Origin of the sequence: Algibacter mikhailovii (genome assembly GCF_014651495.1) — a bacterium.
In the GTDB taxonomy this organism is placed as follows: domain Bacteria; phylum Bacteroidota; class Bacteroidia; order Flavobacteriales; family Flavobacteriaceae; genus Algibacter_E; species Algibacter_E mikhailovii.
Genome location: NZ_BMWZ01000001.1, coordinates 751396 through 769544, shown reverse-complemented (window position 1 = coordinate 769544; position 18149 = coordinate 751396). Strand labels below are relative to the sequence as shown.

Sequence of the window (18149 nt, the reverse complement as noted above, 5' to 3'; positions counted from 1 at the left end):
TATACAATATGAAGATTACTAACATTATTCCTTATCCTATTAATGTGGGCTCAGGAAGTCAATTAGTGGTAAAAGTAGAAACCGATTCAGGAATTTATGGTTGGGGCGCCTCAGGATTATCGGGACGAGAACTTGCTGTAGTTGGCGCTATCAATCATTTTAAGCGTTTTTTAATTGGCAAAGATGCCAGACAAATTTCGGCCATTTGGCAAGACTTATATAGAGGTCAGTATTTTGAAGGTGGCCGGGTCCTTACTGCGGCAATATCCGCTATAGACATCGCATTGTATGACATTAAAGGTAAAGATCTTAATGTACCTGTTTATGACTTACTAGGTGGCAAGCAACGCGATTATGTTGAATGCTTTGCCTCCGTAAGATTTACCACGCTTGAGGAGTTGATTGATTTATCTAAAGGCCTTGTAAGTAAGGGATGGGACATGTTGCGATTGGCACCAGCTGAATTTGAAAGTGCAACAGGCAACAAAACACTTTTTAATCCAAGAACCTCCATCTCAACAATAGCCAATTGGGTGACAAAACTTCGTCAAGAAGTAGGTACAGAAATAACTATAGGTATTGATTATCATACAAGGTTAAGTATTCCGGAAACTTATTCGTTTATTAAGCGCATGGCTCCTGGTACTATAGATTTTATTGAAGAACCCATACGCGATGAAAACCCTGAAGCCTATCAAGAATTGAGAAAGCTTATTGATGTACCTTTCGCCATCGGTGAGGAGTTTTCTAGTAAATGGCAGTTCTTACCTTTCTTAGAAAAAAACATTACCCAATACGCTAGAATTGATGTCTGTAATGTTGGCGGTATAACAGAGTCTATGAAAGTAGCAGCCATGGCTGAAGCTCATTATATTGATTTAATGCCTCACAACCCATTAGGTCCCTTATGCACAGCTGCAACGATTCATATTGCGGCTGCCTGTCCTAATTTTAGCTGGTTAGAGGAGGTTAATACTGGGGCGCATGTTAACACCAATGATCCAAAATTTTATCCCGTGCAACCCAAATTGGAAGGGGCACGATATCCAGTACCAGATACTCCAGGGCTTGGTGTTGAAGTAGATGAAGCGTATATTAAAACTCAAGTTTTTAAACCTGTGGAAATACCAAGGTTAAAAAGAAATGACGGTTCTTTTACTAATTGGTAACCCTTTAATTTTCAAGCTCCTTTGTTATTAAAAGATTCTAGTTTAAACATATGTTTTAATGAATAAGTCATAAGTATTAATAAAACACAGAGGTAAGTCAGATATTTGATTAATCAAAACATGAAGTTTAAAGATTAAATAAACACCATAGTGTAATTTCTAAAATATGATTAATAAGTTTTATATCGTTCTTGTATTTATTGTTTTTTGCTCCTGTCTTTCAACAAAGGAAGAAACGAAGAATACACCACCAAATATTGTGTTCATTTTTACTGATGATCAGACTTATTCCTCGATACATGCCTTAGGTAATAATGAAATCATTACACCAACTTTAGACAAACTTGTTCATGAAGGGACCACGTTTACCCATGCCTATAATATGGGGTCTTGGAGTGGTGCCGTATGCGCTGCCTCAAGAGCGATGATGATATCAGGCCGATATGTATGGCGCGCAAATGCATTTCGGCAAAATTGGATTAAAAATGATTCTATTGATAAGACATGGGGAAAAATTCTTGAAAAGCACGGTTACGATACTTACATGACTGGTAAATGGCATGTTGATGCTCCGGCGGATAAGGTGTTTGAAAATGTGGTCCATATTAGACCAGGAATGCCGAGTGATGCCTGGGATCATGAAACAATGGTGGCCAAATTTGATGCCCTTCCTGAAATTAATAATGCGAATTCAGAAGCCATAATGCCCAATGGTTATAATAGACCAAAGAGCAAGGATGACCATTCTTGGTCACCTACTGACATGTCCAAAGGCGGTTTTTGGGAAGGAGGTAAGCATTGGAGTGAAGTTTTAAAAGATGATGCCATTAACTTCATTGACCAAGCCAAAACTAAAGCAGAACCGTTTTTTATGTATTTGGCGTTTAATGCGCCACATGATCCTAGGCAGGCACCCCAAAAATATATAGATATGTATCCACTAGAAAACTTAACTGTTCCTAAGAGTTATGTGCCTGAATATCCATTTAGACATGATATAGCCAATGGAAATGATTTGAGAGACGAAGCCTTAGCCCCATTTCCCCGTACTGAATTTGCTATAAAAGTGCATAAACAGGAATATTATGCCAGCATTTCACATGTTGATGCACAAATAGGTTTAATTCTTGAGGCTTTAGAGCAATCTGGAAAAATGGATAATACATATATTTTCCTCTCTGCCGATCATGGCTTAGCTATGGGAAGACACGGTTTATTAGGGAAACAAAGTTTATTTGATCATAGTATGCGACCTCCTATGATATTATTAGGACCGGATATTCCTAAAAACAAAAAAATTAATGCTGATGTATATTTACAGGATATTATGGCAACATCCTTGGAACTCGCTGGAATAGAAAAACCTAAATATGTTGAATTTAATAGTTTTTTGAAATTGGCCAAAGGCGAATCACAAGAAAGTTCTTATGACGCTATTTATGGCGCTTATTTAAACGTACAACGTATGATTAGAAAAGATGGCTATAAGCTCTTAATTTATCCAGCCATTAATAAAACGCTTCTTTTTGATATGAATAATGACCCCGAGGAAATGCATGATCTTTCAGAATTACCTGAACATAAGGAACGCCTAAAATCATTGTTTAAGGATTTATTGCAACTGCAAAAAGATATGGATGATCCGTTAGATCTAAACCAGTTATTTCAAAATTTATAAAAAAGGAACATGACCATTGCTTCTTAACTTATAGGTTGGGACGGGTATAATTTAAAAAATCAATTAGAATGTCTAAAATAGTTTCTATTATTATCATAGTGTTTTCCATAAGTTTATGTGCTCAAACTAATGACTGGGAAAACCCCCATGTAAATCAAATAAACAAACTTCCCGCAAGAGCTACCTTTTATTCCTATAATTCTGCGGAATTAGCGCTAGCTAACATAAGAGAAAACACAAGTGATTATAAATCCTTAAATGGGGATTGGAAATTTAATTGGGTTGCAAAACCAGAAGAGGCTTCTAATAATTTCCAAGACGAAAATTTTGATGCCTCAAAATGGGATGTGATAGATGTACCATCCAATTGGGAAATGAGAGGTTATGGCAAACCCATTTACACGAATTCTACATATCCATTTTTTAGTGATTTTCCATACATAAATCATAATGATAATCCTGTAGGTCATTATATAAAAGTTTTTGAGTATGAAGAAGCTTGGAAGGATAAGGACGTTACTTTGCACTTTGGAGGGGTGTCTTCGGCATTTTATGTTTGGGTGAATGGGAAGTTTGTAGGTTACAGCGAAGATACGCGGTTGCCATCAGAGTTCAACATAACGAATCATCTTAAGGAAGGGACTAATACGGTTGCTGTAAAAGTGTATCGCTGGGCGGATGGTAGTTATTTGGAAGCGCAAGACCATTGGCGTTTAAGTGGTATAGAACGCGAAGTTTATCTGCAAGCCCTACCAAAAGTTAGAATTTCAGATTTTGCTGTAAGAACGTATTTAGATAAAAATTATGAAAATGCATCGCTCCAAGTACGTCCTGAGATAATGGTGAATATTACTGATAAATATATAGAGAAAGTAGGCCATTTTGGAAATGCCCCATTGAAAACAATAGTTGATAATTGGACGCTTTCTACACAGTTATTTGATGCAAATGGAACTCCTGTTGGTGAAGAAAATTCTATAACATTAGGAGCGATTTTAGGAGAGAAATATCCACAGCGTGATAATGTGCGGTTTGGTCTTATGAAGACCATTGTAGAGCATCCCAAAAAATGGTCTAGCGATGCCCCTTATTTGTACACCTTGCTATTTGAACTTAAAGATGACAAAGGAAAGGCAATACAGTATACGAGTACTAAGGTGGGATTTCGGGAATTAGAAATTGATGATAGAGGTCGGTTTTTAGTTAATGGTAATCCTGTAAAAATGATAGGTGTCAATCGTCATGACCATCATCAAACCAATGGAAAAGCGCTATCAAGAGCTGACATGGAAGCAGATGTCAAACTATTGAAACAATTTAACTTTAATGCGGTGAGAACGTCACATTACCCAAATGATCCTTTTTTCTATGATTTATGCGATAGATATGGGTTGTATGTTATGGATGAGGCTAATTTAGAAACCCATGGTGTTCGCGGGGAATTGTCAAATGTTCCAGAATGGGGAAATGCCTATTTACAACGGGCCATAAGAATGGTTGAACGAGATAAAAATCACCCAAGTATTGTGTTCTGGAGTTTAGGAAACGAATCTGGTACTGGGCCAAATCATGCTGCGATGGCGGCATGGATAAAAGATTTTGACCCCACACGTTATATACACTATGAAGGTGCTCAAGGCATGCCTACTCACCCGGACTATAAAGAAGGGTATTTTAGTCATGGCACAGGAAATCCTTCTGATAAACCATGGGTGGATATGGTGAGTAAAATGTACCCAAGTACCGAAGAATACCAGAGTTTAATTGATCAGACAGGGGAAGTTGATAATAGGCCGGTTATCATGTGTGAATATGCACATTCTATGGGTAATTCAACAGGGAATATGAAAAGCTATTGGGATATAATTTATAAAAACGACAGAGCTTTGGGTGGTTATATTTGGGATTGGATTGACCAAGGCCTAATCAAGACTGATAAGAATGGCAAAACGTTTTTGGCTTATGGCGGCTCATATGGTGATACACCAAATGATGGGAGTTTTTGTATTAACGGGATTATTGCCTCTGATAGGACACCAAAACCAGCTATTTATGAATGTAAAAAAGTAAATCAGCCCGTAGTTTTATCCACAAAAGATCCGTTAAGTGGGGTCTTTGATATTCTAAATCGTCATCATGCTACGGATTTGTCTCAATATGATATATCTTGGAACATGACAGAAAATGGTAAAATTGTGCAAAAAGGGGATTTAGGTTCATTAAATACAAAACCATTTGAAACAAGCCAATTTAATCCTAATTTTAAAACGCCTAAACTCAAGGCTGGAAGTATATATTATTTAAACATAACAGGAAAACTAAACAAAAACACATTATGGGCCAATTCAGGTTATGTCGTTTTTGAAGAACAGTTTAAATTGAATTACAATATAGAATCCCCCGCTTTGTTAAAGAGCAGTAAGGCTTTAAATGTCATAGATAGCAATAATAAAATTGCTATCAGCAACCAGACTGTAGTAATGGAAATAGACAAGTCAACGGGCTATATTATGGCTTATAAGCATAAAGGGGTTTCTCTTTTAGAGTCAACCTTGAAATTGAATTTTTGGAGAGCTGAAACAGAAAATGATTTAGCCTACCGAAAATCTTTAAAATTACAATCAGAATTAAAATGGAGGCATGCCGGTGATCATTTGAAGGTTGATGATTTTTCAGTGAACACTGAGCAAAAGGGCAAAGTGGTGGTTTCGGTTAAAGGACATATTGAGAGTCCGAAAACTGAAATTGTTCTAAATTACACCTTGTTAGGGGGTGGGGAAGTGAAAGTAGATTGTAAAGCCGTTATTGATAAAAGCGCACCTAATGCGCCTAGAATTGGTATGCAGTTTGACATCGCTAAAACTTATGGTAAACTGACTTATTTAGGAAAAGGGCCGCATTCCAATTATGCCGACAGAAATTACGGATCGCATATCGGGCTATATTCAGGAAAGCCGGAAGTTCTTAATTACATGTATGTTTTTCCTGAAGAATATGGGAACCATACAGAAACAAGCTGGTTTAAACTCACCAATACTGCTAATAAAGGAATTCTTGTAAAAGGGGAGCAGCCACTAAGTTTTAGTGTGGTGTCTTACAGTATTGATAATTTACAAGAAGCTAATTTTACTAACGAGCTTGTTGAACGGGATATTTACTCAGTGAACATTGATTTAAAACAGCAGGGTGTAGGCGGAGACGATACTTGGTCTAAACGTGCACAAGCTTACGAGGAATTCACAAATAAACCAGGAACTTATGACTATTCTTTTTATTTAGTTCCCTCTAATTCAAAGGTACATGCAGAAAAGATTAGGTTTTAATCAATACGTCTTGACATCTTGAAAAAGTACAAGCTAAAGAAGAGGATTAGGGGTATAAGTAAGGGGCTAATTTGAGAACAGCTAGAACACATCTAAAACCCAATATATCTATTAATAATAGCATTATGATAATTGGGCAAATCTATGTTTTTAGGCTATAGGGCAACTTGTATAACTTGTTTGTTTTTCTTTTTTATTGAAATAGAGTCTACTATTACTTTTTGAGACCCTTCGCCAACTTCAATGAGGTAATTGCCGTTATGAATAACTTTAGGTTGATAGGTGTTTCCTTTGATTCTAATGGACGAAATAACCGCCTTAGTATACTTGTCTTTTACTGTTACCACTTGGTCTTCCTTGGATATTTTTAAAGTTGGTAATTGAAAACCATCTGCAATTGTAAAATTATCTTCTTGGGATATTGTTATAGGCCAACCAGGATATTGTTGAGCATTTGGTGCATGAATATCAACATTTCTTGCCCAGGCTTCAAAGGTGATTTTTCTACTTGGTTTATTATAACGAATAACTCCAAAACCTGCAGCTCTAGTAGATAAATAGCCTCCTTCTTTAATTTCTGGTAATGTTGGGTTTGCAACGGCTTTAACCGTTATTTTGTTATGAAAACCATCTAAGAATTCGCCTGTATAGGTTGGTGAATTTTTCGCTCTGTTTTTACCCGGTATTTTTGGTTGCCACCAACGTAACCAATAATTTGCTATTGCTGGAGTTGTAAAATTATATCCAGCATCACCCCAATTATCAATTCCCATTTTAGTAACGGCACCTAAATGTGTATCTCCAGTAATTGTTGGTGAAAAACTTTTTCTTATAACTTTTAAAGCCTTGTTTCGTCCTGATTGTGGCCACCCGTTTGAATCAAAATCAGCAATAAGCTCTCTATCATATTTACCGGTATAATTATCTACCATAGCCAACGCAGTTTGAGATAATACCGTTTTCATTTCTGCATTTTCCCAATCGGTCGTCCATGCTTCCAGAAATTTTAATTGTTTATCTCCAAGTAATTTAGCGCCTTCCATGTCAAATTGTTTTGTGTCTACTTTCGAATTGAAAATGGCTTCATAAGGGCCTTTAGGAAAAACATCGGGATGCGCTTTTGCAAGTTTTGTTAAACCTGTTTTAAATTTTCTATCTTCTATAATAGCAAAACTAATACCACCCCATGTCAAATCAGTATAATAAACTCCAATTCCACGTTCAATTGGTGTTGGGTCATAAGGGTCTGGAAGGTGACTCGTTTGTGCTCTTTCTACCTCTTTAATATATTCTATAGGCATATAATAACCTCCAGAAATTCCTCTTCTAGAATCTGCTTTTTTTCCATTTTCTCCCCAATAATTGCCTTGCCCAATGTCGTGATCATCGGGCGTTATTACAACAGGCGTATTTCTAAAAATTTCAGAAAATTCTCTGCCAAATTTTAACCAAGCTAAATAATGCTCGCTATGTTCATATACCTGATCTCCAGAAAAGAATATTAGGTCGGGGTCTAATTTTAGAATATTTTTTACAATATCGTCTTTAGGTAAATCACCGCCATGTTCTGGGTACATAGAATTACATGTTAAAGCCACTAAAACAAATTCATCCTTGTCAACAGGATTTTTTTTGATAATGCCTTCGTAAAATGCTTCATTATTATAAGCTATACGATATTTTTGGGCTTTCGTGTCGTCCCAGTTGTCGATTCTAAAAGGCGCTGTGTAACCCGGGTAAATGATATCCGATTCAGCTTTTTTTACCCATTCTCCATTTTCCTCTATTTCTAAAGTTGCAGAAAACGGGGAGAAATTTTTTATTGGATGAAATTGAGCCGTTATTTTTACGGTATTCTCATGCACGGTATACATTGCAAATGCAATACGGTCTTCTGGCTTAATATTATCGGGTAACCGTATAATACTTTGATCTTGTGCAATACAAACAGCATTATATAAAAAAAGGATAATTGCTATTGTGTTTTTTAAAACTTTCATTAGAAATAATTGTTTTGTGAGGTATAACATTAAAATCATAAAAAATAATGCTTAGCAATAAAGAAGCATTACTGAATAAAAAATAATATATATTACAAATGATAATACATTAGCTTTTAGAATAGTTTAATTGATGGTTACAAGAAAAGGAATATTAATTGAATTAGACTTCGTGAATTTGGTTTTTTAATGCCTGTTTAGTTTTTGTCAAGTGTAAATAATGTCTATTAAATTCATATCTATATTTAACCTCAAATTCAGTGTTTAAGTCAAGGTTTTGTGATAATACTTGTGACTGCCTTTATGTCTTTAAACGGATGGTTGACAGCCGTGGAATGAGTAAATACCAGAGTTAACTTGGCACGTATTTCAAACTGAAAATCCGCTAGGATATTCAGAAGAGGGCAAGAACTAGCCATGACCTTAAGGGAATGTTAGATGGCGATTACTTAGAATCAATTCTTATTAAATCTAAATCTTGGAAATCAAAACTAAAGTCTATATTAGGTGATATCCCTTTCATTTTTATACGTTGCGCTTTACCTTCTTCATTTAAAGAAAACATTACAAAAGCATCAGCATTCATGTCTTGATATTCCCACTTAACGGCAAATGTATTTGCTTTATAAAAAAACATTTCTCCATTAAGTTTTGGAGATTTATGTGATTTCAACCACAGCTTATCACCTTTTAAAAAAACTTCCACCTGACCAAACCAAGCATCTTTATAAATACCTATATAATCCTCGTATTTTACGTTTGAGTCTTTAGCACTGTCAACCACTTTCCATACTTTTTGAGTAGCAGCATCTCCTTTTTCTTTTCTCCTTTTAAAATATGCAACATATCTATCAATCCACCCAAAATCATTTAAACCTAAATAGCGATCTACAATTGTATTTGAAACGGCACTAAAAATACCCGCACCATCATCACTTGTGTTGGTTAAGATAACAACACCTAATTTAATATCAGGAATCATAATTGTTTTTGATAACATGCCTGGCAAACCACCTGTATGTGAAACACTCATATTGCCTTTAATATCAGTTAGAAACCAACCTAATCCATAACCAGAAAAATGGGAATTGTAACGTGGGTTTCTGTCAACATCAGTTACCGTGTGTATTTTCCACATTTCACGTTGTGCTTCTTGTGTGTACAGCTTGTTTTCTAGACTATCGCCATACTTTCCATTATTTAAATGCATTAGCATCCAATTTGAAATATCATCAACATTGGAATAAATTCCACCCGCAGCACCATTTATCATTTCTTGATAATCGGGGAGCACCTTTAATTCTCCTGAATTCGCATCATGAGGTTTTGCTAAGTTTTTTTTATCTTTTATTCGATCAAAAGAGGCGTATGAATTATCCATATGTAGCGGATTAAAAATTCGCTCTTTAATAAAATCTTCCCATGACATACCCGATACACGTTTAATAACTTCACCAGCGACTAAATACAATAAGTTATCGTAATCAAACTTTGTGCGGAAAGCAGATACTGGTTCAAAATATTGAAAACTAGTTAATATATCATCTAGCGTAAAACTTGAGCCGTCAGGAAATATCATTAAGTCGCCAATACCTAAACCAAGTCCGGATCTGTGGGTTAGGAGGTCTTGAATATTGAAGTGTTCAGTGACATAGGGATTATACATCTTGAACTCCGGTATATAATCCTTAACCTTGTCTTGCCATGTTATTTTTCCTTCATCAACTAAAATAGCCAGTGCTGCGGTAGTAAAGGCTTTACTGTTTGAAGCAATTGCAAAATTAGTATGATTATTTACAGGGCTTTTTGTGACAGATGATGTGATACCATAGCCTTTTGAATGGATAATATCTCCATCTTTTACTATGGCAACTGCTACTCCGGCAACATTGAATTTGTCCATAGCATCGCCCATAATAGAATCAATTTGTTGGGAGTTGTATTGACCATAGCAAATAGTAGAAATGAATAAAGAGAATAGAAGACTTTTAAAGATTGTTGTTTTCATAGCGCGTTGGTTTTTATAGGCCTCTAACATCTGAGTTATGACTAGTTGGTGCTTAAACAACTAATTTAGCAAATGCCGACCAATTAGAAAATCAGCGAGGATTTTGTCTTAGTAGGCTAAAACTAGTAATAAATTATAGATGGAGCTATGAATCGTTATTTTATTTCAATTATTCTTTCCTCAATATTTATGATTTCTTCAGCGGTTATTTTTTTCGTCTCTATACTATATATAATCCAACCTGTTTCTCCGTGAATTCTAGATGCCGTATTGGTTTCATTTGATATTGAAGGGAAATTATTTCTTGCTGGCAATTTGTCACCAAATGTTCCTAATTGTTTTAAATAGTTATAAGTGGCATCAGTCAATTCTTTTGAATTTATGACTTCGTTAGATCTTAATATTGAATTACCATCAGTTTCATTTATGTCGTCCAAACTGTATTGAACATTGGTCTCAAATGGTTTTCCTCCATAGTTATTTGCGGTTTCTACTTGTCCTGTTAAGCTTTCTCCAAGTTTATATTTTACACCGTGAAATTTATAGAACTGTAAGGCATCCTTAATTGCATTAGCCTCTATGGATGCTTTACTAGAGTATACATTCATAACATTTGCAATTATTTTTATACATTGTTAGTAAACGTTTTAGGTTTTTAGTGGCTTTTATTATATTGTCTAAGTCGTACTTTATAGTATCGAGAGTTACCATTTATTTTTTCAATATATCCCTCATTTTTTTTGTTTAATCTTAATCTATAATATTTAATATAAGACTTAGAAGAAGTTGTTATCATAGAATATTTGTTGGTACTATTTTCAATATAGATTTCTGATTGACTTGTACTTGGGATTATTAAATCTATTCTTGAACTCTTTTCTAGTTTATGTATTTTGCCATTTACAGTTACCCGTATTGCATTTTTTGTTTCATTTTTGGACTCTCTAAATAAAACAATTTTAGCTGAATCCTCATCGATATTATTTTTACGTTGTGAATTATTTTTAAATTTTCTAGAATTATAATCGTTGATTAATTTTAAAACTATTGGTAACTCCCCTTTTTTTTTAATACTCTCTAACTTTTTAAGAGCTATTTTGTCATCAGAAATCACTTTTTCTAGAATATCTCTATTTGAGAGTGAATAGTGTACCTCACGCATTCCAAAATGAGTGTTTCCAACTCCAGAACTAAAGACTTTTTCAAATAAAGAATCTTTCTCAATAAACCAGTGTGCGTATTGAGTGTCAGTACCATACGTTGTATTACCAGCAGCAATGAAAGAAGTGCCATTCTTTAAACTTCTGAACAGTTTAATATCTCCTTCTATAATAAGTTCGGCAAATTCTTTTTTGTTTTCATAAAAGGCATTCTCTTTCTCGCTGTAGAAGCCTTTTATTTTATCTAGTTCGATTTCAATATTTTTTTTTGAGTTAACAGGTTTATACTCAAATTTGCCTTTTGAAATAGAAAAAAAATTAGTGTATACGGTATCATTTTTTTTAGTGACAAAAAAGGATTGGCAATAAATATTTAAGGACATAATTAGAAATGTCCAAACTGAAAATCTTAATCTCATATTTTCTTAATGTTTGCTAACTGGTTATATCCTAGAATTATATACTGTTTATCGTCTTCAGCTTCCGGATAAACGTAATAAGGGATTAGATTTTACTAACCGCAAAAACAGTCATCATAATTAGGTTAAATTACATGCTCAAATATATCCAATTACCATGTTTTTTAATATTATTCTTACGTTTATTTGAGGTAATTTACCGTTCATCGAACAAATGATTTTCTGATGAGCTTTGTAGGATTAAGCTAATAGCTTTCCACTATGGTTTTTCTTGTTCTTTATTTGAAATTAGGGGTTTTCAAGAGGTTTTACAAAACTTCTGATTCTCATGCCGTTACTATATAGTTCTTTTTAGTTAGGAGTAATTTCAGGGGAGGGGAAATTTGAATTTTATGATAAGAACCCCAAATTCGTATCCTAAATAAGTATAATTTATAATACATCTAGGATACGGAAAGCTAAAATTAATTCATAAAAAAAAAGACTGCCTTTTTAGACAGCCTCTTTATAGTTTTCTTATAACTAATTTCTAATACTTTTAAATTTTTACCCATCTGTGAGTTAAATATTGATAACACAAATGAAAGTGCTATTCTAGTTAAAATAGTATTGAATCTAAATAGTTTGGATTAAATCTTATTTTATGTACTTACAACATTGGTTAAGTTAAAACAAGCTATTGTTTGTAGAAGATGTTATGCAGAGTTATTATTAAAAAAGGTAGTAATTTCTTCGACAGTTTGTTTCGCAGTTTTTCCAACACCGTAAATAGTGGCTGATGCAAAACCAGTCCAGTTACCATATCCAACTAGCCAGAGTCCAGGTTCACTAATCGATTTGGTATTTTGTGTTTTAATCCTATTGTTTTGGGTGATTCCTAACTTTTGTAAATGTTTTAAATTCGCCTTAAAACCAGTGCACCAAATCACTACATCGAAGGATTCTTTTGTATCATCACTCCATATAACCCCATGTTTATAAAATGCTTTGAATGGTCTATAGTCCTTGTAAACACCATTTTCTAAACCTTCTTTGACACTTTGAATTTGAACGATATTACTCAAAGAAACTTTTTGTCGATATTCTTTCGTTTCTTTTTTGAAGTAACTATTATTCGCTTGGACAAATAAATAACGACCATCAATATGTTCTGGTAAGAAGATTGGAGGTTCAGAAGTAACCCATTTTGTGGTTGTAACTTTTGAAACTTCAGCTAAAATTTGCGCTCCAGAATTTCCCGCACCAACTATGAGTACTTTCTTATTATTTAAGTCATTAGTATTCAAGTAATCTACTGAGTGTATTTGTCTTCCATTAAATTCATTAGAGTTTGGATATTTCGGGATATATGGAGACATTGCTGTGCCAGTAGCACTTACTAAACTTTTGCATAAATAATTACCGTTATTAGTTCGTAATTCAAAAACATCTTTTTCTTTTGAAACTTGAATTACGCTAGTATCTCTTTTAATGGGAAAGTCATATCTTTTTTCATATTCTGATAAATAATTGATCAACTCTTTTTTTGTAGGATATTCATTTTGACTAGATGGCATTTGCCAGCCGGACAGTGAGCTATATTTTGCAGGTGAGAATAGTTTCAAACTATCCCAAGTGTGAAGCCAGGCGCCTCCGGGTTTTGATTGATTGTCTAAAATTAAATAATTCAAATTGGTTCTTTTCATAAAATAGGCAACAGATAGGCCTGCTTGACCACCACCAATAATGATTGTATCATAAATTTAAAGTGCTGATTTTGTATCCATCTTTAAAAGTTTATTGAATTTTCTTTATGTTGACTCCTGAAAAATGGCTTCAGGATAAAATTAAGATTAAACCGATTTTTTGAACCCAGTGTAAGGTGTTTTATAGTCTAAAGATAAATGTAATCTTATTTTTTTTGTATCGATTAACTACATTTTTCTATCTGGTTTCTTTTCTGTTGCAGTATCAAAGGTTTGTCCCAATCCAAGAAGAATTATGATTAAAAACTTCTACTTTTTCTAATTTTATCAACATCTGAAATGGTAATGGAGTCTTTATGCCCAGTAACTTGGCGAATAAAGTTTATTAGTGTTTTTATTTCTTCATTTGTAAGTCTATCAGCAAACCCAGGCATGACATCATTATATTTTACCTCTTGTACTTCAATTTCTCCAGACATTCCAAAAAGTACGGTTTCTATAAATTTCTTCTTGTTAGCGACTGTCTTAGAATTTGTTAGTGGCGGGACAAAATTAGGAATGCCTTCACCTCTTTTCATATGACAGGATGCACAATAGTTTAGGTAAAGGATTTTTTCAGGCGAACTCTGAACATGCATCTTAGTAGGTATTTTATCTTCAGTAAACACAGTTAAATGCGCGTATTTTTCCTCTTCATAATCTTTCAATACTGAAATTTTAAGGATACGGTCATTACCGTCCTCAGGCACATTATCATACATCCATTTGTATCTAGGAATATGCCAATCAGAGTTACTTGTAATCAAATAAATGTCTCCATTAGACGATACGCACAGATCTCTTAGACGACCGAACTGTTTTTGCAAATAGATTTTTTTATTGACAATTTTATCACCGGCTTCATTAAGTTCAAGAAGCCATAACGCACAGCCTTTTAACGTTGTTAGCATTAAGTGATTTTTCCATTCTGGGATGTCTGTGTGGTTATAATAGTCTAACCCAGCTGGAGCGATAGTAGGTGTCCATGTATAAATAGGTTCAGTAACCCTTATTGAGTCACAGAAAACCTTTTCCTTATCCGTGTCGCAGAAGCCTTCAACAAATGGCCAGCCATAATTGCTCATGGGCCTTATTAGGTTGATTTCATCATCGTTGTCTGGTCCATGTTCTGACGCATAAATTCTCCCATTAGCTTCTACTAGGCCTTGCGGGTTTCTGTGTCCCATTGAATAGAGGTAGCTTTCAGGAATGGGGTTGTCCTCCGGAATACTGCCGTCAAGATTTATTCTAAGGACTTTTCCTGGAAGGGTAGAAGTGGATTGCGCATTTTTAAAATCCATAGAATCGCCTAATGCAAAAAGTAACTTGTTATCGCTACTGATGGTTAATCTTGAACCATTATGGGCTCTATAACCTGGAATATTTGGCAAAATTGATTCTGGATTAATAAGCGTGTCTTTCTGAAAAGAATATTCATACCGCATGACCGTAGATCTGTAAATATTAGTATTCCCTCTAAAATCCAACAAACTTGTATCAGTTGAGTCTATGTATGTATAATGCAAGTATAGATGTGGGCTGTTCTTGAAATCTGGATGCAACACCATGCCCAATAAACCAGGGGTTAAGCCTTCAGAATAAACTTCTTTTATATGAAGTACCGTTTTGACAACTCCGGTGATAGGATTCATACGCATGATATTTCCTTTTTTCTCGGTAAACCAAAGATGTTCATCTTGTCCCCAGGTTATTTCCCAAGGTTCATCTAAATCACGCATAACTTCACTTACAAGCAGTTGTGTATTGTCTAGCTTAATAATTAGTTTTGGTTTTTCTATTAAAGGACGTTTTTCGTGTTTTGAACTTTCACAACCTAGAATTGAGCAAAAAATCAGAAGTAATATTTTATTCATAATTAAATAATCAATTCATGGACAGTTCCATAATTGGTGAAACTTAACACGTTCTTCACTTAAGTATTATCCTATGGTATTCAGCCCCAGGTCAAAAGCTATTCAATATAGCCTAATTTTTTTATAATATACATATATAATTTTCTTTAACTTTCGCTTTACCAAACTTATCTTTTAAAGATTTTCAGTTTGAAAGCTTCTGAATACTGTTTGTTACTTTGTCATTTCTGTACATAATGTCTAAAATTATGTAGCCTTTATTAAGGACGGGTCAGTATTCCTGGTATGGGTGTTAAAACAGTCTTGTTTTTAATAGTTGTAACCGATGGATTTAAGAAGTTTGAAACAGCATCACAATTATGTAGTTATGTAGGAATCACACCAACCATACGAGCCTCGGGTACCAGCGTAAGAGGGCGCAGTCGGATAAGTAAAGTAGGTAATAAGAAGTTAAGGAATCTATTATTTCTATGTGCCTTTTCGGCCTGTAAACATAATAAGGCCTACCGAGAAATTTATGAACGATTAGTGGCGAAAGGAAAGAGTAAAAAATTAGCCTTAATAGCCGTGGCAAATAAGTTATTGAAACAGGCATTTGCAATTGCAAAAAGCGGTTTGCCTTATGATGAAAACTTAGTTTCAAGAATAGCTTAAAATCACTTGTTTTTAACTCAGTTCTTTGTTATCCAACGTTTTTTATTTCAGTCAACTTTCCATACGTGATGACTTATATAGTTTATCTTTAACTAAATAAGAATGCTTTTTAAATCGTAAATATTAATGAAACTCTATATAAAATATATGGTAAGCTTAAGATGTAAGCTTTTTGTCAAATATGAGTTAGAGAAACTGGGCTTACATCATACAAGTGTTGAGCTTGGAATGATAGAAATAAAAGAAGATATTTCTGAACTTCAAAAACAAGAATTAAAATCAAATTTAGCTATATCAGGGTTAGAGTTAATAGATGATAAACGAAGTATTCTTATAGATAAAATAAAAAACGTGATTATAGAAATGATTCATTATTCTGATGAAGTTCCAAAAGTTAATTATTCAGATTATATAGCACAAAAATTGAATTATGATTACACGTATCTATCAAACTTGTTTTCTGAAGTAAAAGGAATTACGATTCAGCATTTTATTATTAAGCACAAAATAGAAAGGGCAAAAGAATTGATTCTTTATGATGAACTTAATCTCACTGAAATTGCCTATAAATTAAATTACAGTAGTGTAGCTCATTTGTCTAACCAATTCAAAAAAGTTACTGGACACACACCTTCATTTTATAAAAAAATAGGAAAAAAAAGAAAGAGCAATTTAGAAGACCTGTGACATGTGTAAACATATATGTCTGTTCTGTAACACATTTCGGGGTATTAGTCCTCATCTTTGTGATAGTAGTACAATTAAGCACTACTTTAAATACATAATTATGGAAACCAAGAACAAAGAAGGTGAGAAAAAGACAAGTGAGCTATTTAAATTTAGTGGTGATTGGGACAAACAATCAAAAGCATTGAAAGTAAAATATCCAAAATTATCTTCTGAAGATGTAAAATTTGAAAGTGGTAAAGAATTAGATTTAATCAAGAGATTAGAAAACAAGTTACATAAGGAAAGAAATGAAGTTATAGGTATCTTGAAATCAAATTTTAAAAGCGTTGCAAGTGCATTCTAAAATATAAGTTGAGTCTACTCATTAAGAACAGTTTTTTAATAAACTGTTTTTTTTATTTGCAAACTTTAAATCAGTGATTTATGTAACTATCGCAAAAAAGTGTATAACAAATTATATTAACTCATAGTTATCTTTGTAAGGCTATTAATCAGTCAGGGAAGTCCAGATGATTTATTTATCTGGAATTAGAAAAGCAGACTTAAAGGTCTGCTTTCTTGTTTTGGTTAAACAAATGATGCATAAAACTGTCCTTGTCAATTAAATAAACTATTACTTGTTATTATTTAATATTTAAAAATTATAATCATGTCAAAAGAAAAAAGTGGTAAAGCTAAAAACAGCAAAACAGCACCAACTAGGACAGCTAAAGAAAAGAAACAAGCTAAAGCAGAAAAGAGACGAATCAAAAATAACGAGTAAATAGAATTTGTGTTATGAAGAATTATGAATTTGAAAACCTTAAGGCATTCAATATTAGCGATAAGCTGAAATATGTTTCAAATACTATAATTGTTAGACACATCTTAAATGAAAAAACAGGCAATATAATGGCCTTAGCGTTGGATTATGGCAAAGTTTATAAGCCTAAACAAACACCTTTTTCAACATTTGTAAATGTAATTGAAGGAAAAGCAGAAATTGTAGTAGACAACATATCTACATATTTACAAAAGAATGAATCTATTATTATTCCTGGTCATGTTTTATATACAATAGAAGCAAATGAAAGATTTAAGATGCTTTCAATTATTTTAAAAAGTGGTTATGAAGATTTAGAGCCATAGAGCAAAATCAAAAAAGATAAGTAATTTATTTAAATCAGGTGATATAGTGTGTGCAAAAGTTAATCCTACAAAATCTCTAAAAGTTAGAATTTTTGCAAGAAAAGTATAGTATTGTGATGTATATAATCATCCAGAAGAAAAAGAAGAAGTTTATTTTGAAAGAGAAATTGAATTTTATAATAATAAAAACTAGAAAGTTGAATTCGTAACGTTCTTTTGGTAATGTTGGGTAACGTTGTTATATATGGAAAGTTGCGTGTTTCCGTGCGAGGATTTTCCGAAGGAAAATCAGACGTAACAAAACCGCAACGATCTTTGATTA

At 33.6% G+C, this 18149-nt stretch carries 12 protein-coding genes and 1 pseudogene; 7 read left to right on the top strand and 6 right to left on the bottom strand.

The annotated features are described in order from the left end of the window. The first annotated feature begins 8 nt into the window (after positions 1 to 8). The 3 genes from IE051_RS03165 (at position 9) to IE051_RS03155 (ending at position 6170) form a co-directional block, all read left to right on the top strand. Complete coding sequence (locus tag IE051_RS03165) at positions 9 to 1169, top strand: mandelate racemase/muconate lactonizing enzyme family protein (protein ID WP_229796707.1); 1161 nt, start codon at positions 9 to 11, stop codon at positions 1167 to 1169. A gap of 166 nt (positions 1170 to 1335) precedes the next feature. Beyond that, positions 1336 to 2847, top strand: coding sequence for a sulfatase family protein (locus tag IE051_RS03160; RefSeq protein ID WP_189359307.1), 1512 nt, complete (start codon positions 1336 to 1338; stop codon positions 2845 to 2847). A gap of 68 nt (positions 2848 to 2915) precedes the next feature. After that, a complete protein-coding gene (locus tag IE051_RS03155) occupies positions 2916 to 6170 on the top strand; it encodes a glycoside hydrolase family 2 TIM barrel-domain containing protein (RefSeq protein ID WP_189359306.1) in 3255 nt (1084 codons plus the stop codon). A 155-nt stretch (positions 6171 to 6325) separates the two neighbouring features. Here IE051_RS03155 and IE051_RS03150 read toward each other — a convergent pair whose 3' ends face one another. The 6 genes from IE051_RS03150 to IE051_RS03125 form a co-directional block, all read right to left on the bottom strand. Next, complete coding sequence (locus IE051_RS03150) at positions 6326 to 8170, bottom strand: alkaline phosphatase D family protein (RefSeq protein WP_189359305.1); 1845 nt, start codon at positions 8168 to 8170, stop codon at positions 6326 to 6328. A 445-nt stretch (positions 8171 to 8615) separates the two neighbouring features. Further along, a complete protein-coding gene (locus tag IE051_RS03145) occupies positions 8616 to 10178 on the bottom strand; it encodes a serine hydrolase (protein WP_189359304.1) in 1563 nt (520 codons plus the stop codon). Positions 10179 to 10333: 155 nt separating this feature from the next. After that, entirely contained in the window at positions 10334 to 10786 is a 453-nt protein-coding gene (locus IE051_RS03140) for a hypothetical protein (protein ID WP_189359303.1), read from the bottom strand. A gap of 47 nt (positions 10787 to 10833) precedes the next feature. After that, entirely contained in the window at positions 10834 to 11757 is a 924-nt protein-coding gene (locus IE051_RS03135) for a hypothetical protein (protein ID WP_189359302.1), read from the bottom strand. Between the two features lie 695 nt (positions 11758 to 12452). Then, a complete protein-coding gene (locus tag IE051_RS03130; protein ID WP_262891377.1) occupies positions 12453 to 13484 on the bottom strand; it encodes an ArsO family NAD(P)H-dependent flavin-containing monooxygenase in 1032 nt (343 codons plus the stop codon). Positions 13485 to 13741: 257 nt separating this feature from the next. Further along, positions 13742 to 15355 carry a PQQ-dependent sugar dehydrogenase gene (locus IE051_RS03125; protein WP_189359301.1) on the bottom strand — a complete coding sequence of 538 codons (1614 nt, stop codon included), beginning with the start codon at positions 15353 to 15355 and terminating at the stop codon, positions 13742 to 13744. A gap of 273 nt (positions 15356 to 15628) precedes the next feature. Here IE051_RS03125 and IE051_RS03120 point away from each other — a divergent pair. The 4 genes and pseudogenes from IE051_RS03120 to IE051_RS03105 form a co-directional block, all read left to right on the top strand. Continuing rightward, a pseudogene (locus IE051_RS03120) lies at positions 15629 to 16009 on the top strand (transposase); the annotation flags it as partial. 126 nt (positions 16010 to 16135) lie between these two features. Further along, on the top strand, positions 16136 to 16696 hold the full coding sequence (locus IE051_RS03115) for a helix-turn-helix domain-containing protein (protein ID WP_189359300.1): 561 nt from the start codon (positions 16136 to 16138) through the stop codon (positions 16694 to 16696). A gap of 100 nt (positions 16697 to 16796) precedes the next feature. After that, positions 16797 to 17042, top strand: a complete 246-nt coding sequence (locus IE051_RS03110; protein WP_189359299.1) for a hypothetical protein — start codon at positions 16797 to 16799, stop codon at positions 17040 to 17042. Positions 17043 to 17476: 434 nt separating this feature from the next. Continuing rightward, a complete protein-coding gene (locus tag IE051_RS03105) occupies positions 17477 to 17827 on the top strand; it encodes a cupin domain-containing protein (RefSeq protein WP_189359298.1) in 351 nt (116 codons plus the stop codon). Positions 17828 to 18149: the final 322 nt, after the last annotated feature.